Raw genomic sequence first — 24,121 nt, forward strand, 5'->3', positions numbered from 1 at the left:
GTAGCCGGAAAAGCGGATAAGGCATGTAGTTCGATCCACGGGGTACTCCCGCAGCCCCGTGCTGATAGGAACGCCATCATGCCGATTCATGAGCCATCCGTTCATTCTCCAAGCGAATCCGTTCATGCGGATCTGCCAGGCTTCGTGCAAAAACGAATCGAAAGCCACACCATCGGTCGCGTTCAACAGCGCTGGGCGGGTCAGCACTTGTTGCGAGGTATACAGCCCTCACCCGGCGCGCTGCACCTGTCGAGCAACGACTACCTGAGTCTGACTAGCGAACATCATTTGATAGAGGCCCAGGCACAAGCCGTTCTCCAGGCTCGTCATCAATTGCTGATGTCGGCCGTTTTCCTTCATGGTGATACGCCCACGGCCCGACTGGAACAGCGATTGGCCCGATTCATGGGGGCCCGGAACGCTATTCTCTGCCAGTCAGGTTGGGCTGCCAACGTCGGGTTATTGCAGGCAATCGCCAGCGAGGATCATCCGGTCTATCTGGACATGAACGCCCATAAGTCGCTTTGGCAAGGCGCACAGGCTGCGCGGGCGCGTCCGATTCCCTTCATCCATAACGATGCCGAGCATGCAGAACGGCAAATCAAAAAGAATGGGCAAGGGGTGATTGTCGTCGATGCGGTCTACAGCACCAACGGCAGCCTTTGTCCCCTGAAGGACTTTGCCGCTCTTGCCAAGCGCCGTGACTGCGTGCTGCTCGTCGACGAATCCCATTCTCTTGGCACACACGGCCCTGAGGGTGCAGGACTGGTTGCTCAGGAGCATTTATCTGGGAAAGTACACTTCCAGACCGCCAGCCTGGCCAAGGCGTTCGCCGGGCGTGCAGGACTGATCACTTGCCCGGATTCGTTCAAGGATTACTTCGCCACGGAGTCCTACCTCGCCATTTTCAGCTCCAGCCTGCGGGATAATGAATTGAGCTGGTTTGAACGCGCAGCGGACTTTCTGCAACACGCCGATGAACGACGAGACCGACTGCGCGCAGTCTCCCGCCTGGTCCGGACAGCCCTTGCGCAATTGGGCTATGACGTCAGCGCCGGCACGGAACAGATCATTGCATTACAGCCTGGACGAGAACTGCTCACGCTTCGGTTGCGCGATGCCTTACAGGCTCGCGGTATTTTTGGATCGGTTTTCTGCGCGCCGGCCACTGCGCTCAATCGCTCCCTGATGCGTTTCTCAATGAATTCGGAACTCACCGGGAAAGATGTCGAACGACTTGTCGGCGCCTGCGCCGAAATCAGGGATGAGGTCAGGTTGAAGGACTGGAAATGCGCCAGTTCGGCCGGGCGTAGATCACCCATGACAGATCTGGAAAGTGACTGAAAATTTTCCATATTGACTGTCGGTCCCGTCCTAGACACTTCCAGCCGGCCTTTTTCGATTCTGCGCCGCTTTTGCATTTCTGTGCGACGCGTCCCACTTCGGGGGCTCCCCTATCACTCGCTGGTGGTGTTAGTTTGCGAAACCGTCTGACGCATCGATCAGACACATCCTACTCACTGCCTGCAAAGGAATGCCCTTAGCAATGGACTTTTCACTCAAGCAACTGGCCGCCTCGACACTGATTCTGGCCAGCCTTTCGTCCGTCACACTGCCAGCCCACGCCAACCTTACCGAGCAGCAGAGCGCGACCATCCTCAAGACCTTCAACGAGGCAAAGGTCAGTGATTTCAGAGCGTTTCTCGGCGATCTGGCCAAGAACGACCTGAGCAAGACCGACGAACTGCGCCCGGCCATCAGCGCCTTCCTCGACAACAAGACGCTGACCGCCGAACAGCAAAACGAGATCCATCGCCTGCTCGGCCTCTACACCCGCCTGAAGTACGGCAAAGCTGCGCTGGAAACCCTGCGTGAACTGGTGGAAATCCCGACCTTCCGCAAGGACGGTGTCGACCAGCACGACAACCCCGAATTCATCAAGATCGCTGCCAAGATCAAAGCTCTGGCTGAGTCCTTCGGCCTGAACTACCGCAACATCGACAACCGCGTTTACGAAATCTCCCTCGACGGCAGCGGCAAGGACGTCGTCGGCATTCATGCTCACGCCGACGTGGTGCCGGTAACGCCGGAGAACTGGGTGCTGAAGGACGGCACCAAACTTGATCCGTTCAAGGTCACGCTGATCGGAGACCGCATGTACGGCCGCGGCACCGAGGACGACAAGAACGGCATCGTCGTGACGCTCTACGCCATGAAGGTGATCAAGGAAGAGAAGCTGCCACTGGCGCGCAATTTCAAACTGCTGGTGGACACCACCGAAGAAACCACCGGTGACGCGATTCCTTACTACTTCGAACGCAACCCGACGCCGGAGTACAACCTGGCACTGGACGGCGGCTACCCGGTGGTGATTGCCGAGAAAGGCTACGGCACCGTCATGGCCAAGTTCGCCAAGCGCAAAGCCGAGGGCAAAGGCGCGGAAATCACTTCGATGACCGGTGGCCTGGCGACCAACCAGATTCCATCAGTTTCGGTCGTCACCCTGGTGACTGACAAACCTGCCGACCTGGCGGCCAGCCTGCAAAAGGCCGGCGCTGAATACGCCAAGCGCAATGGCGGCGATTTCGAAGTGAACGCCAAGGTCGATGGCAAAGACGTCAAACTCACCGTCACCGGTGTTTCCGCGCATTCGTCCGAGCCTGAATCCGGCGTCAACCCGGTCGCCCGCATGCTCGACTTCATCCACAGCGTGGACGGCAAGATCGCCTTCAAGCACAACCACATCACCGACGCTGCGCACTACGCCGCCGACAACTGGGGCCTGGATTACAAGGGGGGCAAACTGGGCGTCGGTTTCGCCGATGACTTCATGGGCCCGCTGACCACCTCCCTGACCTACGTCGGCATGGACGACAAAACCTTCAAACTCGCGGTCAACCTGCGCGTGCCGAAGGGCAAGTCGCCGGAAGTGCTCAAGAGCGAAATCGCCGACAAACTGGCAGCCTGGAGCAAGAAAAACCATGTCGCGGTGAACTTCGACTATTCGATCGCCGAACCGATGTACCGCAACCCTGAAGGCGAATGGGTCAAGGCGCTGCTGGCCGTGGCCACCGAGAATCTGGGCATGAAACACGAATTCGGCACCTCGGCCGGCGCCACCTCGGTGCATGAACTGCCGAACGGCGTGCAATTCGGCCTGGCACGACCGGAGGTCAAGTACACCGGTCACACCGACGGCGAGTTCAAGACCGTTGACCAGTTCCTGCTGGACCTGCAGATCGTCACCGAAATGATGGGACGCATCGGGCAATTGCCGAAGCTCTGATCGCGTATCGGGCCTGCCACATTGGCGGGCCCACAAAAAAAGGACCTCGCGGTCCTTTTTTATTGCGCGACAAAAAACGCACAAACAAAAACGCCGCTCATCACTGAGCGGCGTTTTTGTTGAATATGGAGCGGGAAACGAGACTCGAACTCGCGACCCCGACCTTGGCAAGGTCGTGCTCTACCAACTGAGCTATTCCCGCAATGGCGTCCCCTAGGGGACTCGAACCCCTGTTACCGCCGTGAAAGGGCGGTGTCCTAGGCCACTAGACGAAGGGGACAGGCTACAACTTTCACTAATAAAAACGCCGCTCTTTGCAAAGCGGCGCTTTTTGAATTTGGAGCGGGAAACGAGACTCGAACTCGCGACCCCGACCTTGGCAAGGTCGTGCTCTACCAACTGAGCTATTCCCGCAAATGGCGTCCCCTAGGGGACTCGAACCCCTGTTACCGCCGTGAAAGGGCGGTGTCCTAGGCCACTAGACGAAGGGGACACGCTACCCGGAACACATGGTGTGTGTTTCGGTGTCCAGATCCGTCTCCGAAGATTGGGTTCTGGTTTCACTCAGCACCGCCCGAAAGCGTTGCTGTTTAAAATTGGAGCGGGAAACGAGACTCGAACTCGCGACCCCGACCTTGGCAAGGTCGTGCTCTACCAACTGAGCTATTCCCGCATTGGCGTCCCCTAGGGGACTCGAACCCCTGTTACCGCCGTGAAAGGGCGGTGTCCTAGGCCACTAGACGAAGGGGACACACTACAACATTCACTCCCTGCCGCGTTTCGCTGTGTGCTTTACGCTGCAAGTGGCGCGCATTCTATGGATGGATTGAAAGGTCGTCAACCCCCAGATATAAATTTATTTAAATCAATGACTTCGACCTGCTTTACCAGCCGTTTCAGGCTTTTGCGTCGCCCGACGATTGACGCCTATATTCCGACACTCGCCAAGGCGTTATAGTCCACGGCACAGGTGATGGCAATCTGCACCCCAAGGGCCAGCATTTATATAAGCCGGTTCCTGGCCGATACAGATTCAGCTTCGCCGATCCAAACCCGTCGAGCGGCGCTAGGCTCCTCTATGCCAAGCCACTACACTCGCACGCGAACCCTATAAAGAGGTCTTACCGGTGACACCACTCATGATCACCCTGCTAGTCATAGCCGGGATCGCAATCTTGATCGCCATTGGCTACATGAACCATGTGGTGGAAAACACCAAACTGGAGAAGGCCCGCACCAAGGTCGAACTCAACGACCGCCTGCGCCGTTGCGGCGAACTGACCGAAACCTTCCCCGGCCAGTTCATGACCCCGGCCCTCAAGCTGCTGCTGACCCGCCTTGAGCTGAACGTCTGCCAGCGCCTGCTGAACCTGGAAAAGACCAGCGCCACCACCAAGGCCCGCATCACCGAACTGAGCGCCCTCGTCGCCCAGGGCGAATCGATCCCGGTCAACAACCCACCGGCCCCGATCCAGACCGAAGCCAAGGCCAAAGACGTCCGCTTCCTCCTCGAAGCCCTCCACGGCCAGATCACCCGCGCCGCCCAGGACGGCTTCCTGCCACCGAACGAAGCCAAACACTGGATCCGCGAAGTACGCCACATACTCGTACTCCTGCACATCGAGTTCTTCAACAACCTAGGCCAACATGCCCTCCAGCAAAACCAACCCGGCCAGGCCCGCCTCGCCTTCGAACGCGGCGTGCAATACCTGCGCAAACAGCAGGACCCGCAAATCTACGCCGAACAACTCCAATACCTGGAAAAACTCCTGGCCCGCGCCAACGCCCAGGTCATGGACAAAATCGCCCCGGTCGAAGGCGAAGAAAACCAACTGACTGCCGGCCTCAAAGATGTCGAGGCTGATGCGGACTGGAAGAAGAAAGTGATTTACGACTGAGTGCAGTCAAAAAGAGAAGCCACCGAGAGGTGGCTTTTTTATTGCCCGCGAGAAAGATCAAAAATCAAAAGCGCCCTCACCCTAGCCCTCTCCCGGAGGGAGAGGGAACTGACCGAGGTGACTGGGGGAGGTACGCCGACGTGAAATACCGAGTCGCACTCGGGTTTTGAAACGTATGCAACTCAACTCACACTGCTGCACCTGCTGCACCTGCTGCACCCTGCACCCTGCACCTTCTGCACCTTCTGCACCTTCTGCATTTTCCTCTGCTTCTTCTACTCTTGCTTCTGCTTTGGCTTTGGCTTCCCACCACTCAACACAATGAGCGTTAGCTCGAGTACCGCTTTTGACGTGCCGGCCCCATCGGAAGGCTGAGTGGAGGGATTTATCCGGGGGTGGGAGCGCAGCGACCGTGCGGCGAAGCCGCATGCATCGAGAGGAGGTGCAGCGAAGCAAACCGGAGGCGATGCCCCCGGATGAATCCCGGAACGAAGGAACCCCGAGCCCCAGCGAGGGGCCGAACGCCGGGGCCCAGACCTTTGGTTCCTTTGGGGCGTTTGCCAAAGGGACTCGCCGTAAGGGCGAAACCGCCAGCCGCAGCACCCGCAGAAACGGATATGAACGCAATAAAACGGGAACCTGGTCGGCCCAAAGGCCGCCAAGTCCAAATCAAAGCCGAAAATGCCCCACCATCCCCTTGAGCTCACTCCCCAACTGCGCCAGCTCAACACTCGAAGCCGCATTCCCCCGCATGGCAATCGAAGACTGATCCGCACTCGCCCGAATACTCGTCACACTGCGATTGATCTCCTCCGCCACCGAACTCTGCTCCTCGGCCGCCGCCGCAATCTGCTGATTCATCTGCTGAATCAACGAAACCGCCGCCGCAATACTCCCCAACGCACTCTCGGTCTGCAACGCATCACTCACCGCCAGCTTCACCAGCTCACCACTGCTCTGAATCTGCTGCACCGACGAATGCGCCGCCGAACGCAGGGCACTGACCAACCGCTCGATCTCCTCGGTCGACTGCTGCGTGCGCCGGGCCAGCGCCCGCACCTCATCGGCGACCACCGCAAAGCCCCTGCCCTGCTCGCCCGCCCGCGCCGCTTCGATCGCCGCGTTGAGCGCCAGCAGGTTGGTCTGCTCGGCGACACTCTTGATCACCCCCAGCACCGTGCCGATGTTCTGGATTTCCGCACTGAGGCTTTCGATGCTCGAACTGGCCGATGTCGCCGAATCCGCCAGTTGCTCGATCCGCGCCATGCTCTGACGCACCACCTGCTGGCCGCTTTCGACCTTGCCATCGGCGGTCTGCGCCGCGAGCGCCGCCTCTTCGGCATTACGCGCCACATCGTGCACGGTGGCGGTCATCTGGTTCATGGCCGTGGCGACTTGTTCGGTTTCCTCTTTCTGGCTGCTGACCTCAAGGTTGGTCTGTTCGGTCACAGCCGACAGCGATTGCGCCGAACTGGCCAATTGTTCGATCCCCGCCTGCAACCCGCTGACAATCGTGCTCAAACCCGCGCCCATCTGCTGCATGGCCAGCATCAACTGACCAATTTCGTCCCGCCGGGAGACCTCGATCGTTGCGCTCAAATCGCCGGCCGCAATCTGTTGCGCCACATGGATCACGCTGCGCAACGGCGCCACAATCAGTCGGGTGATCACCCACGCCGCAATCAGCCCGACCAGCAACGCCAGCGCCGACGAGCCAATGATCAGCACCGAATTCTTTTTCAGTTCGCCCTGCATGGCGCCGTCTTGCGCGACATACGCCTGATCGACCCGCGCCACGACTTCGTCGGCACGCTGATGCAACTGCTGATAGACAGTCTTTTCCTGGGCCAGCAACCCGGTGTACTCGGCAAGCTTGTCGCTGAAACCGGCAATGTGCCCGGAGACCTCACTGAGCACCGTCAGGTAACCCTCGTCCTTGACCGTAGACTTGAGCTGCTCAGCCTGGGCCTGGGCTTGCGCAGCCTGCTCGATATTGCCCTGACCGGCGCTGTCGTCACCCTTGCGACTCTGATCCAGACGCACCCGGGCTTCGTTCATTGCCTGCAACATCAAGCGTGAGACCTGGCTGACCTGGCCGGCCTGCTCGATGAATTGCGCCCCGTCCTTGCCCTCGCTGTCTTTCAGGGTGTACGCGCCGTCGTCGGCCAGACCGGCCTGCAACACGTCGAGATTGTTGGCGACGCTGGACACCGACCAACTGGCCATTTCCAGCGCCAGGTCCTTAGCCTGGGACAACGAGACGAACTCATCGAACGCCTTGCGGTAAGCGCCCAATGACTGTTGGACGTCGTTCATGACCGACTCATTGCCCGGCGACAAAATCTTGAGTTGGTCGGCCATGGCGATCAGACCGTCGACACCCTCATGCAAGGCATCGACGGTTTTCGGGTTGCCGTGCAAGGCGTAGTCCTGCTCCAGCAGCCGCACCTTGAGCAAACCACTGTTGAGCGACGACATCTGCTTGAGGCCGTCGAAGCGCTGACTGATGGTTTGCAGGGACCAGACGCCAATGGCTGCCACCAGTGCAGTCAGCAGCAACACCAGCACAAACCCGATACCCAGTTTTTTTGCCATACCGAGGTTGGCAAAACGTCCTTGCACGGCCGAAATCATTGCGCGTAGTCCCCTGCCATAGTCTGTTGTCGAAGATTCGCAACGGCCTTGAACCAGCACAAGTCTCTGGCGTCGGAATAATGGCAAAAAGCTACGCACGCGTCGTTTTCAGAACGCTTGAGGTCGATCCACGGTGGTGCTGCGAAAAAACTGTCGTGCCCGGGGATCACAGGCGTAAGCCACGTTGATGCGCTGCCAGTCGCAGGCTTCGCCACTGGGGCTGAACGACGTTGCACAAGACAGCTGCACCCCGCAGCGCGAGGCATGCCTGCGCAAGTGCGCCTCATCGGCCAGCGGCGCGCGCGCCCAGATGAACAGGCCGCCCGTGGGCTTGCCGAACACTTCCCAGTCGGCATCCTCCAGGGCCTGCAAGGCCGCCGCACGATCGGTATTGAGACGCTGGCGCTGGCGCTGCACCAGTTTGCGATAGGCGCCACTGGCCAGCATTCCGGCCAGCACCGCCTCGCAAAACCTCGAGGTGCCCATGCAACTGATCATCTTGACCCGCGCCATCCGCTCGATCAGTTCGCCGTCGGCCAACACGAATCCCACCCGCAGCGAGCTGCTCAGGGTCTTGGAAAAACTGCCGACATAAATCACCCGCCCCTCGTCATCCAGCGCTGCCAGTCGAGTGCCGCTGCCGTTATGCAGGTCAGCGTAGACATCATCTTCGATCAGCCGCAGATCGTAGGCCCTGCTCAACTCCAGGATCCGTCGCGCGACGGCCGGCAGCAGGCAGCTGCCCGTGGGATTGTGGTGGTGACTGTTGATGAACAACGCTGTGGGCCGAAACTGCTGCAGCAACGCTTCGAGCGCCTCGAGATCCGGCCCGCCCGGCGTGCGGCGTACCTCCAGCATGCGCACGCCGTGCAAACGCAGGAGATCGAACAGCGGCGCATAACCGGGGGTTTCGACCACCACGCAATCACCGGCCTTGAACAGGGTACGCACGATCAGGTCCAGTCCGTGGCTGGCGCCGGCGGTGGTCATTACCTGTTCTTCAACGGCCTTGATACTCAGCAATCCCAGGCGCTTGACGATCTGTTCGCGCAACGCCGGCAGCCCCATGGGCGTGCTGTAGTTGAACAGACTGGCCATGTCGGCGCGCGTCACCTCGCGGATCGCATAGCCGAGATCATCTGGCTCGCGCCAACTCTCCGGCAGGACGCCACTTCCCAGCGTCAAACCGCCGCGCCATCGGGCGGCGGGATCACTCCCGCTGCGCTCCCCCTCACACCCGGAGCCATCGATCGCCTTGCAGCACCCGGGCAACGAAGCCGCCACCATGAATCCCGAGCCCTGACGCGAGGCCAGTACCCCTTGCGCCACCAGGCGCTCGCAAGCCTCCATGACGCAGGACTGGCTGAGCAGATTGCACCGCGCAATCTCTCGCACGGAGGGCAGACGCGTCGTCGGCGGCACCTGCCCCTGCATGATCCACTCGGTCAACCCGTCAACAATCTGCTGTACGACCGGCACCATTGCCAGTCGGTCAATTCTCAATTCCATGAGCACGCAAACTCCTGTCCGTTTTGCTGGCGGCAGTAAATCACAGCCACGCCCTTGAGGCTGTGCGACAAAACCGCCAAAAGCCTCCGTTCTCACCATTTGAAACACATTGTTTAGCGGATTCACGGAACCGCTCCCGAGGCGAAAAAAACCCGCCGATGGGCGGGTCCTTTTTTGTATCAGTCGACGCTTCCTTAGAAGGCGGTCACGCCGCCATCCACTGCCAGCGAATGGCCAGTGGTGAAGGCCGCACCATCGCTGCACAGGTACAGCACGGCGCTGGCAATCTCCTCGACCTTGCCGATGCGACCGACCGGGTGCATGGCGTTGGCGAATTCGCCTTTCTTCGGGTCGGCCTCATAAGCACGGCGGAACATGTCGGTGTCGATCACCGCCGGGCATACGGCGTTGACGCGGATTTTCTTCTTGGCGTATTCGATCGCGGCCGACTTGGTCAGGCCGATCACCGCATGCTTGGAGGCGGCGTAGATGCTCATCTTCGGCGCAGCGCCCAATCCAGCCACCGACGCAGTGTTGACGATCGCCCCGCCGCCCTGAGCCAGCAGCAACGGCAACTGATACTTCATGCACAGCCAGACGCCCTTGACGTTGACACCCATGATCGCGTCGAACTCGTCCATCGAGCCTTCGGCCAGTTTGCCCTTCTCGATCTCGATCCCGGCGTTGTTGAAGGCATAGTCGAGACGGCCGTAGGTATTGATCACCTCGTCCATCAGATTTTTCACTTCGCTTTCGACGGTCACGTTGCAGCGCACGAAGGTCGCTTCGCCACCGGCTGTACGAATCAGCGCCACGGTGCCCTCGCCCCCGGCCGCATCCAGATCGGCCACCACCACTTTCAGACCTTCGGCGGCGAATGCCTGGGCCGTCGCGCGGCCGATGCCGTTGGCCGCGCCGGTGACGACGGCTACCTGACCGGAAAACGTCATGCTCATTGTTATGTCCTCGAATGCGGGGGGATTGATGAAGGCAGCATAGCCACAGGGGCCTGAGTGACGTCAGCACTATCAAAAGGCCGGTTAGGCTTGCATGAATCGCAGTGATGAAACCCCGCCGGGGACTATCACCGTACTGGATCAGCCTGCATTCGCCCCGTGAGCCAACCTTGCGGCATCGCCCATGAAGGTCTATCAACAAGGCTTCATTCAATTCGAGTGCCTGTCATGACCAACCAGAACAATCGCCAGTTCCTGCTCGCCAAACGCCCGGTGGGCGCCGCCACCCGCGAGACCTTCACCTATCAGGAAGTACCGGTCGGCGAGCCGGCGGCGGGGCAGATTCTGGTCAAGAACGAATACCTGTCCCTCGACCCGGCCATGCGCGGCTGGATGAACGAAGGCAAATCCTACATCCCGCCGGTGGGTCTGGGCGAAGTCATGCGCGCGCTGGGCGTAGGCAAAGTCGTCGCGTCAAACAATCCGGGGTTTGCCGTCGGCGACTACGTCAACGGTGCCATTGGCGTGCAGGATTATTTCCTCGGCGAGCCAAGAGGTTTCTACAAGGTCGATCCGAAACTGGCACCGCTGCCGGTTTATTTGTCTGCACTGGGCATGACCGGTATGACCGCCTACTTCGCCCTGCTCGATGTCGGCGCACCGAAGGCCGGCGACACCGTGGTGTTGTCCGGCGCTGCGGGCGCGGTGGGCAGCATCGCCGGGCAGATCGCCAAGATCAAAGGCTGCCGGGTGATCGGCATCGCCGGTGGCGCGGACAAGTGCAAGTTCCTGATCGATGAACTGGGCTTCGACGGCGCCATCGACTACAAGAGCGAAGACGTGCTCGCCGGCCTCAAGCGCGAGTGCCCGAAAGGCGTGGATGTGTATTTCGACAACGTCGGCGGCGACATCCTCGACGCGGTGCTGAGCCGCCTGAACTTCAAGGCGCGTGTGGTGATCTGCGGCGCGATCAGCCAGTACAACAACAAGGAAGCGGTCAAAGGCCCGGCCAACTACCTGTCGTTGCTGGTCAACCGCGCGCGGATGGAAGGTTTCGTGGTGATGGATTACGCCGCGCAGTACGCCAGTGCCGCCCAGGAAATGGCCGGCTGGATGGCCAAAGGTCAGCTCAAGAGCAAGGAAGACATCGTCGAAGGCCTGGAAACCTTTCCGGAAACCCTGGGCAAACTGTTCAGCGGCGAGAACTTCGGCAAGCTGGTGTTGAAGGTCTGAAAACAAAGAAGGGAGCCATCGGGCTCCCTTCTTTGATGCTTCAGCTGTTCGCTCAGGCCAGTTCGGCAACCACCGAGGCCAGTGCCTTGGCCGGATCCGCCGCCTGGCTGATCGGACGGCCGATCACCAGATAGTCGGAACCGGCATCCAGCGCCTGACGCGGGGTCAGGATGCGACGCTGGTCGTCCTGGGCGCTGCCCGCCGGACGAATCCCCGGGGTCACCAGTTGCAGCGACGGATGCGCGGTTTTCAGCGCAGTGGCTTCCAGCGCCGAGCACACCAGACCGTCCATCCCGGCCTTCTCGGCCAGTGCCGCCAGACGCAGCACCTGCTCCTGCGGCTCGATGTCCAGACCGATACCCGCCAGATCCTCACGCTCCATGCTGGTGAGCACGGTCACGCCGATCAGCAACGGCTGCGGGCCGCTGCGCTTGTCCAGCTCTTCACGGCAGGCCGCCATCATGCGCAGGCCGCCGGAGCAGTGAACGTTGACCATCCACACGCCCATCTCGGCAGCGGCCTTGACCGCCATCGCCGTGGTGTTGGGAATGTCGTGGAATTTAAGGTCCAGGAATACTTCAAAACCCTTGTCACGCAGGGTGCCGACGATTTCCGCGGCGCAACTGGTGAACAGTTCCTTGCCCACTTTGACCCGGCACAGTTTCGGGTCCAACTGGTCGGCCAGCTTCAGTGCGGCGTCACGGGTAGGGAAATCCAGGGCGACGATGATAGGAGTCTGGCAGGCGGACATGGATGGGCTCTCAGGCAAGTCGAAATCGGCGCGCATTGTAGCGGAACCGGCGGCGGCGCGGCACCCGATGATCGGTAAATCGTCGCGCCAACCGTGATCAGCATAGCCTTGCAGGGTATTGTGTCGAACCCGATACACAACCGACACGCCGGCAACATGCGCCCGCGCTAGCCTCGCCAGCCGCAACAAGTCCTTACAGCAGCCCTTCCCGCCTCACGGCCGGACGCCTATGCTGAAACCACAACCTCGCAGCCTATCTTTGTGGTTGGCGGCCTACTGGCAGATGAACAGCCTCATGCACAACTCCCAAGCTTCCGTGAACGACGAGCAGAAAGACGACAAGCGCTGGAGCATCCGTGCCCTGATCGTCGACGATGACGTGCCGATCCGCGAACTGATGATCGACTACCTGGCCCGCTTCAACATTCACGCCAGCGGCGTCACCGACGGCGCGGCCATGCGCCAGGCGATGCAGGCCGAACATTTCGACGTGGTGGTGCTCGACCTGATGCTGCCCGGCGAAGACGGTCTGTCGCTGTGCCGCTGGCTGCGCGCTGAATCGGACATCCCGATCCTGATGCTCACCGCCCGCTGCGAACCCACCGACCGGATCATCGGCCTGGAACTGGGCGCCGATGACTACATGGCCAAACCGTTCGAACCTCGGGAGCTGGTGGCGCGGATCCAGACAATTCTGCGCCGGGTGCGCGACGATCGCACCGAACAGCGTGCGAACATTCGCTTCGACAACTGGCGCCTGAACAGCGTCCTGCGCCAGTTGATCGCCGACGATGGTCTGGTGGTGCCGCTGTCCAACGCCGAATTCCGCCTGCTCTGGGTGTTCATCGAACGTCCGCGCCGGGTGCTCAGCCGCGAACAGTTGCTGGACGCCGCCCGTGGCCGCTCGATCGAAGCCTTCGACCGCAGCATCGACCTGCTGGTCTCGCGCCTGCGGCAAAAACTCGGCGACGATCCGAAAGCCCCGCAGTTGATCAAAACCGTACGCGGTGAAGGCTACCTGTTCGACGCGCGAGACATCGGCTGATGCGGGCGCGCTTCGACACGCTGTTCGGCCGTCTGTTCGGCGTGCTGTTGGTGGCGATCGTCCTGGCGCACTTGCTGGCCTTTGCATGGTTCCGCCTCTACGGTCCGCCGCCACCACCTCCGCCGCCGGAGTTCTCGGAAACCATCGACGGCAAACAGCCGCCGCAGGATCCACGCTACCCGCCCCGTCCGCCGCGCCCCTGGTTCGGCGGACCGATCGTGCCGCTGACCTTCCAGTTCATCTCGCTGATCATCGCCGCCTGGTACGGCGCCAAGCTGCTGACCCGGCCGATCCAGCGCCTGAGCGATGCAGCCGAGCGCCTGAGCGAAGACCTCGACAGCCCGCCGCTGGACGAAACCGGCCCCCGGGAAGCCCGGCAGGCCGCACACACGTTCAACCTGATGCAACACCGCATCCGCGAACAGGTGCAGCAACGGGCGCGGATGCTCGGCGCCGTCTCCCACGACCTGCGCACCCCGCTGTCGCGGCTGAAACTGCGCCTGGAAAACATCAACGACGACAAGCTGCAAGGCCAGATGCGCCAGGATCTGGACGACATGATCGGCATGCTCGACGCCACCCTCACCTACCTGCACGAACAGCGCACCAGCGAAGCCTTGCAATTGATGGACGTGCAGGCATTGGTCGAATCACTGTGCGAAAACGCCCAGGATCAAGGTGCCGACGTGCAGGTCAGCGGCCACTGCGCCCCCTTGCAGGTACAACCAATGGCGCTGCGCTCGTGCATCAACAACCTGATGGACAACGCCCTGCGCTACGCCGGCCAAGCGCACATCGAACTGCAAGACCAGCGCGAACAACTGTTGATCCGCGTCATCGACCACGGCCCGGGCATCGCGGCAGACAAGCGTGAAACCGTATTCGAACCGTTCTTCCGCCTCGAAGGCTCACGCAACCGCAACTCCGGCGGCGTCGGCCTGGGCATGACCATCGCCCGGGAAGCCGCGCAACGCCAGGGCGGACAACTGACCCTGACAGAAACACCCGGCGGCGGCCTGACTGCCGTAATCCAACTGCCCCGCCACTGATCCCGACTGTGTACCGACCGGTACAAACCCCACATACCCACGACACCTTGCGACTGGAGGCTGCATAAGCCGGTACACCCACCGGTTTTCCAGTCCAAGGAGTGAGCCCGATGATCGGTAGCGTCAGCAACTACACGAGCTATACCAGCACCAGCAGCACCTCCACCCAGAACGCCCGCAGCCAGCAACTGCAAAAGGAACTGTTCGCCAAACTCGACAGCAATGGCGACGGCGCGGTGGATCAGGACGAACTGGGCAGCGCCCTGTCGCAAAAGTCCAACGACGGCCTGCTGGTCAGCCTGAGCAAACAATTCGGCGATCTGGACAGCGATTCCAGCGGCAGCCTCAGCGCCGAAGAAATGACCGCCATGGCGCCTCCGCCGCCACCGCCCCACGACCAAGCGCCGAACACCGAACTGGCCGATGCCCTGATCAGCGCCCTCGACGCCGACGGCGACGGCGCCATCAGCAGCGACGAACTGAGCAACGGCCTGACCAGCGCCGGCAGCACCGCCGACAGCAGCAAAATCTTCTCGGCCCTGGACAAAAACGAAGACGGCGTCGTCAGCCAGGACGAACTCGCCGCCAGCCTCACCCCACCGCCACCCCCACCACCGCAAGCCTCCAGCGACGAACTCTTCAGCCAACTCGATGCAGACGGCGACGGCACTGTTACCGCCACCGAACTGAACAGCGCGCTGCAGACCAGCGACAGCACCTCCTCAAACAACACCGACACCGCCACCGCACTGCTCAAAGTGCTGGACAGCGACAGCAGCGGAGGCGTCAGCAGCGACGAACTGAAAGCTGCACTGCATGCAGGTCGCGAACGCCCGGATGACGAACAGACTGCCAGCAATACTCAAACCACCACCGAAGCGCTGAACCGCATGATTGCCAATCTGAGCAAGCAGTACTCGCTCGAAAGCACTGCGTCGGTGGGCAAGTATTTGAATGTGGCGACTTGAGATTGGGTGAAGAGGATCGCTTTCGGGTCAAGACTTGAGGGGCGATTAACTCTGGCTGGGTGAGTGGTTTGCTTTGGCTCTGCGGTGTGTCATCAAAGCGGCCCTCACCCTAGCCCTCTCCCAGAGGGAGAGGGAACCGACCGAGGTGTTTGGGAGAGATCCGCCGACGTGAGATACCGAGGTGAACTCGGGTTTTGAAGCACATAAGTCCACTCATACCTACGCGCCAACACCAACACCAACACCAAAACCAACATCGGCATCGGCATCGGCATCGGCATCGGCATCAGCATCGGCGGCAGCGTCCACTTCCGCACCAGCACCAGCACCAGCACCAGCTTCCACATAAACTTCTGCTTTCGCTTTTGCTTTGGCTTCCCACCACTCAACACAATGAGCGTTAGCTCGAGTACCGCTCTTGACGTGTCGGCCCCATCGGAAGGCTGAGTGGAGGGATTTATCCGGGGGTGGGAGCGCAGCGACCGTGCGGCGCAGCCGCATGCATCGAGAGGAGGTGCAGCGAAGCAAACCGTAGGCGATGCCCCCGGATGAATCCCAGAACGAAGGAACACCGAGCCACAGCGAGGCGCCGAACGCAGGGGCCCAGACCTTTGGTTCCTTTGGGGCGTTTGCCAAAGGGACTCGCCGTAAGGGCGAAACCATAAGCCGCCGTTACCGAAGAAACGGATATGTACACAGTCAACCCAAAACCTGGTCGGCCCAAAGGCCGCCAAGTCCAAAGCCTCAAACCCGAGCCTGACTCTTACTCCAATCCGTCAACAAACTATAAGCAACAGCCAAAAGCGTAGGCCCAATAAACAACCCGATAAACCCAAACGCAATCAACCCGCCAAACACCCCAAGCAACACAATCACCAACGGCAGATTCCCGCCCCGGCTGATCAGATACGGCTTGAGCACGTTATCCACGCCACTGATGATGAACGTCCCCCAGATCCCGAGAAACACCGCCATCCCGTACTCACCCTTCCAGGCCAGCCAAGCCGTGGCCGGAATCCACACCAGCGGCGGCCCCATCGGAATCAGACTGAGCAAAAACGTCACAATCCCCAGCACCAGCGCACCCGGCACCCCGGCAATCAGGAACCCGATCAGCGCCAGCACCGCTTGCGCTGCCGCCGTACCGATCACCCCATTGACCACCCGCTGCACCGTACCGGCCACCAGATCGATGTAATACCCGGCCCGATCACCGATCAAGCGCTCCAGCAGACTGTGCACGAACGCCGCCAATCGCGGCCCGTCACGGTAGAAAAAGAACACAAAGACAATGCTCAGGGTCAGCTCGAGAATCCCGCTGCCGATCTGCGCACTGCGCGCCAGCAACCAGTTGCCGACCTGCCCCAGATAAGGTTTGACCGTCACCATCAGGGCCGCGCCCTGCTGATCGATGCTGTTCCAGATCCCCACCAGCCGTTCGCCCACCAACGGCACGCCGCCCAGCCAGCTCGGTGCCTCGGGCAGCCCGTCGACCTGCACATCCTTGATAAACGCCGTAGCGTCACGCACGTGATCGGCCAGGTTAAAGCCGAGCCACACCAGCGGCCCCGCTACCAGCAACATCCAGCCCATGGTCAGAACCAGGGCCGCCAGGGATTCCCGGCCATTGAGCCAGCGGGTCAGCAAGCGCATCAGCGGCCAACTGGCGAACGCCAGCACCGCGCCCCAGAACAGCGCCGACCAGAACGGCGCCATCACCCAGAAACTGGCACCAAACAGCACCAGCAACAGGATCTGCACCAGCAGACGATCATTATTGGGCATGTGAAATCTCGAAAAAAATCAGTCAGGCAAAGAGTAGGCGAACACGTCGAGCGTGTCCGCCAAAGACACCTTATCGCAACAGATCGATGCGCAGACCTTCGCCATCAACACTGCCGGTTTCCATTCGCGCGGCGCGCACGCCCTGCCCGATCAGCGCTTGCCGCCAGGCCTCGGCTTTCGGCCCGGACACCGTCACCCGCAAGGTGGTGTCGAGGTTCAGACCCCGGGACAACAAGCGCAGCCAGGTGTCATCCGGATCGCCGGCCAGCTTTGGAAAGTCCAGCTCACCGGTGCTTTTGAGTTCCCGCAGCAGCGTGGCCGAGGTCGGCAGCAGGTCACCGAGCGGTGCCAGCGCCTCGAACTGTTCGACATGCAGATAGGCTTTGCGATTGCCCCGGGTGATGCTGTACAGCGCCACCAGCGTGTTGTCGCGCGGAGCCGCGAGCCTCAGCAGCAGATAGGCCTGCTGCTCGTCGGCACCGTACAGCTTGGCGTTGCCGAATACCTCATTGGCCCACAGGCTGCTCTCGCCGCAATCCCGGGCCTGGCACCAGAACAACAGCTGCGCATCCTGCTTTTGCAGGGCTTCGCGAGCGAGAGTGAAGGCTTCGGTGGCGGAATGTTCCGGCGGCAATTCGTAGGTCACCGAGGTGGTTTGCCCCCGGGCGCTGACCTGGCCGTCGAAACGCAACTGGCCGCTGATCTTGCGGATCGAGCCGAGCGGGTAGATCCGCTCCAGCTCCACGGCGGGGCGATAGTCGACGATCTGCGCATCGGCCACACGCGGCACGATCGGCAGGTCCTGACTGCCCGGCAGGTCGGCAGCGAATAGAAAGGGACTGAAACAGCACAGCGCCAGCAGACTGATAGATCGCATGGACAGGCTCATCGCAGGGGCATGGCCTGGGTGCCTTGAGGGCAGTTCGAAGTCGCAGCGGTGTAGAAATCCATCTTGGTTGTCTCCCATTTCAACCTGCCCAGCCTCGACAGTTGCCGGGAGCAAGTCAAGGAATGGCGAAGAACCGATTGAAACAGTCTGCGACAAGGTCGGCCCCGGCTTCATCGTTCAGGTGCAGATGATGCCCGCCCGGCAGCTGTTCCCGGTCAAAGGGTAGACGTTCCAGCAGCTCCGGATGTTTGGCCAGCATGCCGTCGGCAGCGACCACCAACTGCGCGGGACAGGCAATGCGCTGCACGAACGCCATCGCCTGCTCCTGGGTCAGACGCAGCGGCGACGGCAACGTCAGACGATTGTCGGTGCGCCAGGTGTAACCCCCGGGCACCGGCATCAACCCACGCTGGGCCAGCAGTTCAGCCGCTTCGCGACTGACCGCCACCAGCCCTTTCATCCGCGCCTCGATGGCCCGGTCGAGGGTGTTGTAGACCGGTTTGCGCTTTTCCCGAAGATCGAGTTGCGCCTGTAAGGCCATGCCCATGCGCTCGGCGGCGTTTTCGCCTTTGTCGGTAGGAGGAATCACCCCGTCGATCAACGCCAGATGGGTGATGCGCTCGGGCAACGACCCCGCGAGCACCAGTGACACGATCGCGCCCATGGAATGCCCGAGCAGGCCGAAACGTTTCCAGCCCAATTGCTCGGCGACCTGCAGCACGTCATGGGCGTAATCCCACAATGCATAACCGGCGCCGTTCGGCCGGTGCCCGGAATGCCCGTGACCGGCCATATCCAGCGCGACGATGCGCAGGCCTTTGAGCTTCGGCGCCAGGCGCGCGAAGCTGTTGGCGTTGTCCAGCCAGCCGTGCAGGGCGATCACCGGCAACCCGTCTTCCGGGCCGAACAGGTGCGCGGCCAGTTCGATATGCGGCAGGCTCAGGCGCACTTCTTCGACGCCGGGGTTCATGCGCAATCCTTGTCTTGCCGGCGCTCCCAGCGATCGAACAGGCTTTTCAGTAATTGCGCGGTGTCTTGTGGGCGCTCAAGCGGAAACATGTGCCCGCCAGGCACGGTCAGCGACTCGCCCTGAGGCAGGCGCCCGACGAAGCGGGTGTGGTGGTTCATTACCACGCGACTCTTGTGCCCGCGCACCACCGCCAGCGGCACTTTCAATTGCCGGGTATGCGCAGGACTGGTGTGCGGCACGCCGCGATAGATGCTGATCTCGGTCGCAGGATCGAAGCGCAGGCGCAGCTTGTCGCCGACCTTGTGCAGACCGTGTTGCAGGTAGGCATCGAAACATTCCGGATCAAAGCTGCGGAACAACGTCTTGCCGGCAAAATAACCACGGGCACTGTCCAGATCGGCAAACTCTTCGCGCCGCCCCAGCGTGCGACCGGCCGGAGTCAGTTTGTCGATGAAACCAAAGCGCTTGGCGGCGCGGATCACCCATTGATCCGTGCGGGTCAGCACCGGCGAATCGAGCATCACCACGCCCCGATACAGTTCAGGGCAACGCAGTGCGGCGTGCAGATGCAACATGCCGCCGAAGGAATGGCCAACGCCCCACACCGGTTCATCTTGTTGTTGAAGATGATGGATGAGTTCGTCGACCAGGTGGTACCAGTTGTCACCCGCCGGGAAACGCGGGTCATGGGCGTGTTGTTCCAGATGCGCGACCCGGTACTCGGGCGCCAGCGCCGCGAACAGTTTGCCGTAGGTGCCCGAAGGGAAACCATTGGCGTGGGCGAAGAAGATCGGTTGCGACATACCGGCAAATCCATGAGCGGAAAACAGGCGTTGATTGTCCGTAAGACCGCGTCCCACAGCAATGACCGTAACTGCCAGGAATGATGACAGTCCGGTCAGGGCTATGACGCTTCGGCCATCAACGCGCCGGCGGTTGTTCTCCCAGCGGCACCACCGCCATGGTCAGGCGCGACACGCAACTGGCCTTGCCTTCATCGCTGGTCAGGCGGATGTCCCAGACGTGGGTTGTGCGACCGATGTGGATCGGTTTGGCCACCGCCGTCACCCGCCCGCTGCGCAGTCCGCGCAAGTGGTTGGCGTTGATTTCCAGGCCGACGCAATAAAACTTGCTGGCATCGATGCACAGATAACTGGCCATCGAGCCGACCGTTTCCGCCAGCACCACCGAGGCGCCGCCGTGCAGCAGGCCATAAGGCTGGTGGGTGCGATGGTCGATGACCATGCTGGCCGTCAGCGATTCCTCGTCGAAGGACTCGAAGCGAATGTCCAGCACTTCGCCGATGGTGTTTTTCTGGATTGCGTTCAACTGCTCGATGTTCGGAGTGGTGCGCCACAAGGTCATCGCAGGCTTCCTTTGTTGTTTTGATCGACGCTCAATCCTGCCACAGCACCGCCTCGCTGCGCTCGCTCCATTCTTCGAAACGTGCCCCGTAGGTGTCTTCGATGATGTTGCGTTTGATCTTCAAGGTCGGCGTGAGAAAACCGTTCTCCACCGCCCAGCTGTCCTTGACCACCACCAGCCGGCGCAGACGCTCGTGCTTGTCGAGTACGGCGTTGACCTCCTCCAGCAATTTTTCCAGGCTCGAATGCAGCGGCGCGCGGGCCTCTTCCCGGCCCACGGCCGACAGCACGCACAACCCCAGCGGCGCACTCAGGCCATCGCCGACCACGCAGACCTGCTCGATCCGCGAATGCACCGCCAACCGATTTTCGATCGGCGCCGGGGCGACGTACTTGCCCTTGCTGGTCTTGAAGATTTCCTTGAGCCGCCCGGTCAGGCGCAAACGCCCTTCGGCGTCTTGCTCGCCCTTGTCGCCGGTGCGCAGGAAACCGTCTTCGGTGAGGGTTTCGGCGGTTTTCTGTGGTTCCTTGAAATAGCCGAGCATGTTCGCCTGGCTGCGCACCTGCACTTCGCCGGACTCATCGATGCGCACTTCCACGTCAGGACATGGCCGGCCGATCCAGCCTTCCTTGTATTGCCCCGGCAGGCAGATGTGCGAATAACCGCAGCTTTCGGTCATGCCGTAGACCTCCAGCACGTCGAGCCCGAGTTTCTGATACCAGCGCAACAGGGTCAGCGGCACCGGCGCCGCACCGGACAGCGCCACGCGCAAGGCATCCAGCCCCAATCCGGCCAACACCTTGTGGCCGATGCGTTTGCCGATAAAGGGCAGACCGAGCAGAAAGTCCAGACGTTTCGCCGGGATCTTGCTGTAGACGCCCATCTGGAACTTGGTCCAGATCCGCGGCACACCGAACATCGCCGTCGGTCGCGCCCGTTTGAGATCGGCAAGGAAAGTATCGAGGCTCTCGGCGAAAAACACCGTCTGCCCGGTATAGATCGACGCCAGCTCGACGAACATCCGTTCGGCCACATGACACAGCGGCAGATACGACAGCAGCCGGTCGTGCTCATTGAGACCGAACAGCTGCGTGCCGCGCGTCGTCGCGAACCCGAGATTGGCGAAGCTGTGCATCACGCCCTTGGGCAGGCCGGTGGTGCCGGAGGTGTAAATGATGGTCGCCAGTTGCTCGGCGGCGGGACGCGGATCGTCCTGGATCGGCGAGCTGCGCTGCACGTCGTCCCAGTTGAAATCGAACGTGCCCGGTGGATGCAGCGGCAGGCTGACCATCGTCAGACCCGCCGGCACGCCTGGCGACATGCCCGGCCAGTCATCGAGCTTGCCGATGAACGCCAGCACGCTTTCCGAGTGGGTCAGCACCTGATTCACCGATTCGGCAGTGAGGTTCGGATAGAGCGGCACCGAGACATGCCCGGCCATCCAGATCGCCAGATCGGCGATGATCCAGTGCGCGCAGTTTTTCGAGATCAGGGCGATGTGGCTGCCTTGCGGCAATTCCCGGGAGCGCAACCAGTGCGCGGCGCAGCGGGCCTGATGGCCGACGTCGGCCCAGGTCAGTGTCTCGACCTGCCCGCCGCCGATCGGCTGCACCAGAAAACGCTGACGCGGGTGCCGGGCCTCGCGTTCGTAAAACACGTCCAGCGGCAAACGGAAGGCGGAAGACATTCGACTCGCTCCTGTTTTTTGGTCTGGAGCAAGCGTAGTCAACCAAGCAAGTGCTTGGTTGACTATTTCGTACAAAAAATTTCAGGGATGTTTAAGGCTGTTGAGCGTCATCGAGCCGATCAGCAATTCGCTGTGTTCAAGCTCGGCGAGCCCGGCGGTGCTGACCTTTTCCGGTGGGTAGCCCGCGCCGTGTTGCAGGTAGCTGAGCAGATTGCCCACCAGCGGATTGTGGCTGACCAGCAGCACGTTGCTCACCGACACCAGTTGCTCGGCCACGCGGTCCGGGTCAACTTCCGGGGTCAGCCACTCGACGGTGCGGATCTCCGGCTCGAAGCCGAGGGCTTCGCGCACCAGTTGCGCCGTCTGCTGCGCCCGCAGGTACGGGCTGGCGTAGATGGCGGTCAGCGGCTGGCCCATCAAACGGGCCGCACTGCTCAACACTTCCTTGCGACCGTGGGCGGTCAGTTCTCGCTCGGAGTCGGGGCGCGAGCCGTAGGGCTCGGCCTCACCGTGACGCAATACCCAGAGTTTCATAGCTTGGGTTCCTCATCCCGGGCCGGATGCGGTGCCGGCGCAACAACGTGTGGCGCTTCACCTTCCGGAGTACGCGGCGTCGGCCAGTCGGCGAACGGCCAGGGTTTCTGGTCGCTGTGGAAACTGCCGAAACGACCGATCTGCGCCAGAAACTGGCTCAGGCTGTCGCCGAAATTCATCAGGCTGGCGCTCGGGGCGCCATAGATCAAACGATAGATCAACTGCACCAGCACCACCGCACCGAGGATGAACTGCGCTACCTGCCAGACCAGCACGTAGACGATCATCCACAACACCCGCAGGAGGATGGATTCATATTTGGCTTCGGTTTTCGGATCGTTCATGCCCTGCTCCCTGCTGAATCAGTTGAAACCACTGGTGGAAATAAAGTCGACGTCGGTTTTCGGCTCGCCTCTCATCAGAAGACCGATCACCTGCTCAAGCGTGCGCCCTTCGAACAGAATCGCATGCAATCCGGCGACCAGCGGCATGTACACACCGACGTCCTGAGACTTGGCCTTGAGCACTTTCAGGGTGTTGACTCCTTCGGCTACTTCACCGAGGCGCGACACCGCTTCGTCGAGGCTCAAGCCCTGACCGAGGGCAAAACCGACCTGATAGTTGCGGCTTTTCGGCGACGAGCAGGTAACGATCAGATCGCCGACCCCGGCCAGACCGAGGAAGGTCATGGGGTTGGCGCCCTGATTCACCGCAAACCGGGTCATCTCGGCCAGGGCGCGGGTGATCAGCATGCTCTTGGTGTTCTCGCCCATCTCCAGCGCCACCGCCATGCCGGCAATGATCGCGTAGACGTTTTTCAGCGCGCCGCCCAGTTCAACGCCGAAACGGTCGGCGCTGGCGTAGACGCGGAAAGTGCGGCCATGCAACGCGGCCTGCACCGCTTTGCAGAGCTCTTCATCTTCGCTGGCGACCACGGTGGCGGTCAGCGCGTGCTCGGCGATTTCCCGCGCGAGGTTCGGCCCGGACAGCACGCCGATGCGCGCTTGCGGGGCGATCTCTTCGAGAATCTGGCTCATCAGTTTGAAGGTGTGGGCTTCGATGCCTTTGGTCAGGCTGACCAGCATCTTGCCGCTCAAGCGTTCGGCGTGCGCCGCCAACACCGTGCGCAGCGCGCTGGACGGCAACGCGACGAAACACAAATCGCAGGCGTCGAGGGTTTCCTGCAGGTCGGTGACCGCAGTCACGCCCGGCAGAATCTTGATGCCTTTGAGGTAACGCGGGTTTTCGCGATTGACCCGGATGGCCTCTGCCTGCTCGGGGTCACGCATCCACTGCCGGACTTGATGGCCGTTCTCGGCCAACAGATTGGCCACGGCGGTACCGAAACTTCCGCCTCCCAGGACCGCAATCGGGCGCTGTTCAGTCATATGTAATCCGTTAATCCATACCAGTGGCGATGCCGGCATTATACGGAGCGTCCCCTTCTCGGACAGCCCCGGCGTCAATTACCCGCACTTGTAGGAAGAAGACCAATAAAACCGAGGAAAATGCCTGCAACGTGACTGGAAAAGTGGTCGTCCTCGGTTAACATGCGCGCCAAT

21 protein-coding genes, 6 tRNA genes and 1 pseudogene are annotated in these 24,121 nt (G+C 61.2%); 7 read left to right on the plus strand and 21 right to left on the minus strand.

Annotated features, from left to right (window positions below):
- Nucleotides 1–78 precede the first annotated feature (78 nt).
- Together cqsA and CAF90_RS15685 are read left to right on the plus strand one after the other, a co-directional pair.
- On the plus strand, nucleotides 79–1,344 hold the full coding sequence (cqsA, locus tag CAF90_RS15680) for an alpha-hydroxyketone-type quorum-sensing autoinducer synthase (protein ID WP_085607359.1): 1,266 nt from the start codon (nucleotides 79–81) through the stop codon (nucleotides 1,342–1,344).
- A 202-nt stretch (nucleotides 1,345–1,546) separates the two neighbouring features.
- On the plus strand, nucleotides 1,547–3,286 hold the full coding sequence (locus CAF90_RS15685; protein WP_085607361.1) for a dipeptidase: 1,740 nt from the start codon (nucleotides 1,547–1,549) through the stop codon (nucleotides 3,284–3,286).
- Between the two features lie 126 nt (nucleotides 3,287–3,412).
- Here the strand turns inward: CAF90_RS15685 and CAF90_RS15690 are convergent.
- From CAF90_RS15690 to CAF90_RS15715, 6 genes are all read right to left on the minus strand, one after another.
- Nucleotides 3,413–3,488: transfer RNA gene (locus CAF90_RS15690), tRNA-Gly, on the minus strand.
- A 2-nt stretch (nucleotides 3,489–3,490) separates the two neighbouring features.
- A tRNA-Glu gene (locus CAF90_RS15695) sits at nucleotides 3,491–3,566 on the minus strand.
- 58 nt (nucleotides 3,567–3,624) lie between these two features.
- Nucleotides 3,625–3,700, minus strand: a tRNA-Gly gene (locus tag CAF90_RS15700).
- Nucleotides 3,701–3,703: 3 nt separating this feature from the next.
- Nucleotides 3,704–3,779, minus strand: a tRNA-Glu gene (locus tag CAF90_RS15705).
- 104 nt (nucleotides 3,780–3,883) lie between these two features.
- A tRNA-Gly gene (locus CAF90_RS15710) sits at nucleotides 3,884–3,959 on the minus strand.
- A 2-nt stretch (nucleotides 3,960–3,961) separates the two neighbouring features.
- Nucleotides 3,962–4,037: transfer RNA gene (locus tag CAF90_RS15715), tRNA-Glu, on the minus strand.
- Nucleotides 4,038–4,425: 388 nt separating this feature from the next.
- Between CAF90_RS15715 and CAF90_RS15720 the strand changes: the two genes are divergently transcribed.
- Nucleotides 4,426–5,184 carry a hypothetical protein gene (locus CAF90_RS15720; RefSeq protein ID WP_011335462.1) on the plus strand — a complete coding sequence of 253 codons (759 nt, stop codon included), beginning with the start codon at nucleotides 4,426–4,428 and terminating at the stop codon, nucleotides 5,182–5,184.
- 669 nt (nucleotides 5,185–5,853) lie between these two features.
- Here CAF90_RS15720 and CAF90_RS29910 read toward each other — a convergent pair.
- The 4 genes and pseudogenes from CAF90_RS29910 to CAF90_RS15735 form a co-directional block, all read right to left on the minus strand.
- Entirely contained in the window at nucleotides 5,854–6,735 is an 882-nt protein-coding gene (locus CAF90_RS29910) for a methyl-accepting chemotaxis protein (RefSeq protein WP_371857318.1), read from the minus strand.
- Between the two features lie 27 nt (nucleotides 6,736–6,762).
- Nucleotides 6,763–7,818: pseudogene (locus CAF90_RS29915) on the minus strand (methyl-accepting chemotaxis protein); the annotation flags it as partial.
- A 108-nt stretch (nucleotides 7,819–7,926) separates the two neighbouring features.
- Entirely contained in the window at nucleotides 7,927–9,327 is a 1,401-nt protein-coding gene (locus CAF90_RS15730) for a PLP-dependent aminotransferase family protein (RefSeq protein WP_085607365.1), read from the minus strand.
- Between the two features lie 194 nt (nucleotides 9,328–9,521).
- Nucleotides 9,522–10,283 carry an SDR family oxidoreductase gene (locus tag CAF90_RS15735; RefSeq protein ID WP_007917441.1) on the minus strand — a complete coding sequence of 254 codons (762 nt, stop codon included), beginning with the start codon at nucleotides 10,281–10,283 and terminating at the stop codon, nucleotides 9,522–9,524.
- Between the two features lie 228 nt (nucleotides 10,284–10,511).
- Between CAF90_RS15735 and CAF90_RS15740 the strand changes: the two genes are divergently transcribed.
- Nucleotides 10,512–11,516 carry an NADP-dependent oxidoreductase gene (locus CAF90_RS15740; protein WP_085607367.1) on the plus strand — a complete coding sequence of 335 codons (1,005 nt, stop codon included), beginning with the start codon at nucleotides 10,512–10,514 and terminating at the stop codon, nucleotides 11,514–11,516.
- Between the two features lie 52 nt (nucleotides 11,517–11,568).
- On the opposite strand, the gene pyrF is transcribed toward CAF90_RS15740, so the two are convergent.
- Nucleotides 11,569–12,267 (minus strand): orotidine-5'-phosphate decarboxylase, encoded by a 699-nt coding sequence (pyrF, locus tag CAF90_RS15745; RefSeq protein ID WP_007960372.1) that lies wholly within the window; start codon nucleotides 12,265–12,267, stop codon nucleotides 11,569–11,571.
- A 295-nt stretch (nucleotides 12,268–12,562) separates the two neighbouring features.
- Here pyrF and CAF90_RS15750 point away from each other — a divergent pair, with 295 nt between their 5' ends.
- From CAF90_RS15750 to xopAW, 3 genes are all read left to right on the plus strand, one after another.
- The gene (locus CAF90_RS15750) at nucleotides 12,563–13,312 is read left to right on the plus strand and encodes a response regulator (protein ID WP_085607468.1); all 750 of its coding nucleotides are present in this window, start codon (nucleotides 12,563–12,565) and stop codon (nucleotides 13,310–13,312) included.
- Nucleotides 13,312–14,361 carry an ATP-binding protein gene (locus CAF90_RS15755; protein WP_085607369.1) on the plus strand — a complete coding sequence of 350 codons (1,050 nt, stop codon included), beginning with the start codon at nucleotides 13,312–13,314 and terminating at the stop codon, nucleotides 14,359–14,361. The genes CAF90_RS15750 and CAF90_RS15755 overlap by 1 nt, the downstream gene beginning before the upstream one ends.
- Before the next feature lie 110 nt (nucleotides 14,362–14,471).
- Nucleotides 14,472–15,329: an EF-hand domain-containing protein gene (xopAW, locus tag CAF90_RS15760; protein ID WP_085607371.1), complete on the plus strand. Its 858-nt coding sequence runs from the start codon at nucleotides 14,472–14,474 to the stop codon at nucleotides 15,327–15,329.
- A 219-nt stretch (nucleotides 15,330–15,548) separates the two neighbouring features.
- Here xopAW and CAF90_RS29580 read toward each other — a convergent pair whose 3' ends face one another.
- From CAF90_RS29580 to CAF90_RS15805, 10 genes are all read right to left on the minus strand, one after another.
- Nucleotides 15,549–15,830, minus strand: a complete 282-nt coding sequence (locus CAF90_RS29580) for a hypothetical protein (protein WP_170929388.1) — start codon at nucleotides 15,828–15,830, stop codon at nucleotides 15,549–15,551.
- 243 nt (nucleotides 15,831–16,073) lie between these two features.
- On the minus strand, nucleotides 16,074–17,114 hold the full coding sequence (locus CAF90_RS15765) for an AI-2E family transporter (RefSeq protein ID WP_039772850.1): 1,041 nt from the start codon (nucleotides 17,112–17,114) through the stop codon (nucleotides 16,074–16,076).
- Between the two features lie 70 nt (nucleotides 17,115–17,184).
- Complete coding sequence (locus CAF90_RS15770) at nucleotides 17,185–17,991, minus strand: DUF4892 domain-containing protein (protein ID WP_007957816.1); 807 nt, start codon at nucleotides 17,989–17,991, stop codon at nucleotides 17,185–17,187.
- Between the two features lie 127 nt (nucleotides 17,992–18,118).
- A complete protein-coding gene (locus CAF90_RS15775; RefSeq protein WP_085607373.1) occupies nucleotides 18,119–18,973 on the minus strand; it encodes an alpha/beta hydrolase in 855 nt (284 codons plus the stop codon).
- Nucleotides 18,970–19,776 carry an alpha/beta fold hydrolase gene (locus CAF90_RS15780; protein WP_085607375.1) on the minus strand — a complete coding sequence of 269 codons (807 nt, stop codon included), beginning with the start codon at nucleotides 19,774–19,776 and terminating at the stop codon, nucleotides 18,970–18,972. The genes CAF90_RS15775 and CAF90_RS15780 overlap by 4 nt, the downstream gene beginning before the upstream one ends.
- 118 nt (nucleotides 19,777–19,894) lie before the next feature.
- Nucleotides 19,895–20,338, minus strand: coding sequence for a hotdog fold thioesterase (locus CAF90_RS15785; protein ID WP_007957810.1), 444 nt, complete (start codon nucleotides 20,336–20,338; stop codon nucleotides 19,895–19,897).
- Nucleotides 20,339–20,369: 31 nt separating this feature from the next.
- Complete coding sequence (locus tag CAF90_RS15790; RefSeq protein ID WP_085607377.1) at nucleotides 20,370–22,025, minus strand: AMP-binding protein; 1,656 nt, start codon at nucleotides 22,023–22,025, stop codon at nucleotides 20,370–20,372.
- An 81-nt stretch (nucleotides 22,026–22,106) separates the two neighbouring features.
- Nucleotides 22,107–22,559, minus strand: coding sequence for a phosphohistidine phosphatase SixA (gene sixA, locus CAF90_RS15795; RefSeq protein ID WP_007957806.1), 453 nt, complete (start codon nucleotides 22,557–22,559; stop codon nucleotides 22,107–22,109).
- On the minus strand, nucleotides 22,556–22,903 hold the full coding sequence (locus CAF90_RS15800; protein WP_007957804.1) for a DUF4389 domain-containing protein: 348 nt from the start codon (nucleotides 22,901–22,903) through the stop codon (nucleotides 22,556–22,558). The genes sixA and CAF90_RS15800 overlap by 4 nt, the downstream gene beginning before the upstream one ends.
- Before the next feature lie 18 nt (nucleotides 22,904–22,921).
- Nucleotides 22,922–23,947, minus strand: a complete 1,026-nt coding sequence (locus CAF90_RS15805) for an NAD(P)H-dependent glycerol-3-phosphate dehydrogenase (protein WP_007957803.1) — start codon at nucleotides 23,945–23,947, stop codon at nucleotides 22,922–22,924.
- Nucleotides 23,948–24,121: the final 174 nt, after the last annotated feature.

This window comes from Pseudomonas sp. B37(2017) (assembly GCF_002112885.1).
Classification (GTDB): Bacteria; Pseudomonadota; Gammaproteobacteria; order Pseudomonadales; family Pseudomonadaceae; genus Aquipseudomonas; species Aquipseudomonas paraglycinae.

Bases quoted from the DNA above. Each gene is read 5' to 3' on its own strand.
- cqsA (WP_085607359.1), top strand. From the start codon at position 79: ATGCCGATTCATGAGCCATCCGTTCATTCTCCAAGCGAATCCGTTCAT.
- CAF90_RS15685 (WP_085607361.1), top strand. From the start codon at position 1,547: ATGGACTTTTCACTCAAGCAACTGGCCGCCTCGACACTGATTCTGGCC.
- CAF90_RS15720 (WP_011335462.1), top strand. From the start codon at position 4,426: ATGATCACCCTGCTAGTCATAGCCGGGATCGCAATCTTGATCGCCATT.
- CAF90_RS29910 (WP_371857318.1), bottom strand. From the start codon at position 6,735: ATGCTGGCCATGCAGCAGATGGGCGCGGGTTTGAGCACGATTGTCAGC.
- CAF90_RS15730 (WP_085607365.1), bottom strand. From the start codon at position 9,327: ATGGAATTGAGAATTGACCGACTGGCAATGGTGCCGGTCGTACAGCAG.
- CAF90_RS15735 (WP_007917441.1), bottom strand. From the start codon at position 10,283: ATGAGCATGACGTTTTCCGGTCAGGTAGCCGTCGTCACCGGCGCGGCC.
- CAF90_RS15740 (WP_085607367.1), top strand. From the start codon at position 10,512: ATGACCAACCAGAACAATCGCCAGTTCCTGCTCGCCAAACGCCCGGTG.
- pyrF (WP_007960372.1), bottom strand. From the start codon at position 12,267: ATGTCCGCCTGCCAGACTCCTATCATCGTCGCCCTGGATTTCCCTACC.
- CAF90_RS15750 (WP_085607468.1), top strand. From the start codon at position 12,563: ATGCACAACTCCCAAGCTTCCGTGAACGACGAGCAGAAAGACGACAAG.
- CAF90_RS15755 (WP_085607369.1), top strand. From the start codon at position 13,312: ATGCGGGCGCGCTTCGACACGCTGTTCGGCCGTCTGTTCGGCGTGCTG.
- xopAW (WP_085607371.1), top strand. From the start codon at position 14,472: ATGATCGGTAGCGTCAGCAACTACACGAGCTATACCAGCACCAGCAGC.
- CAF90_RS29580 (WP_170929388.1), bottom strand. From the start codon at position 15,830: ATGCGGCTGCGCCGCACGGTCGCTGCGCTCCCACCCCCGGATAAATCC.
- CAF90_RS15765 (WP_039772850.1), bottom strand. From the start codon at position 17,114: ATGCCCAATAATGATCGTCTGCTGGTGCAGATCCTGTTGCTGGTGCTG.
- CAF90_RS15770 (WP_007957816.1), bottom strand. From the start codon at position 17,991: ATGCGATCTATCAGTCTGCTGGCGCTGTGCTGTTTCAGTCCCTTTCTA.
- CAF90_RS15775 (WP_085607373.1), bottom strand. From the start codon at position 18,973: ATGAACCCCGGCGTCGAAGAAGTGCGCCTGAGCCTGCCGCATATCGAA.
- CAF90_RS15780 (WP_085607375.1), bottom strand. From the start codon at position 19,776: ATGTCGCAACCGATCTTCTTCGCCCACGCCAATGGTTTCCCTTCGGGC.
- CAF90_RS15785 (WP_007957810.1), bottom strand. From the start codon at position 20,338: ATGACCTTGTGGCGCACCACTCCGAACATCGAGCAGTTGAACGCAATC.
- CAF90_RS15790 (WP_085607377.1), bottom strand. From the start codon at position 22,025: ATGTCTTCCGCCTTCCGTTTGCCGCTGGACGTGTTTTACGAACGCGAG.
- sixA (WP_007957806.1), bottom strand. From the start codon at position 22,559: ATGAAACTCTGGGTATTGCGTCACGGTGAGGCCGAGCCCTACGGCTCG.
- CAF90_RS15800 (WP_007957804.1), bottom strand. From the start codon at position 22,903: ATGAACGATCCGAAAACCGAAGCCAAATATGAATCCATCCTCCTGCGG.
- CAF90_RS15805 (WP_007957803.1), bottom strand. From the start codon at position 23,947: ATGACTGAACAGCGCCCGATTGCGGTCCTGGGAGGCGGAAGTTTCGGT.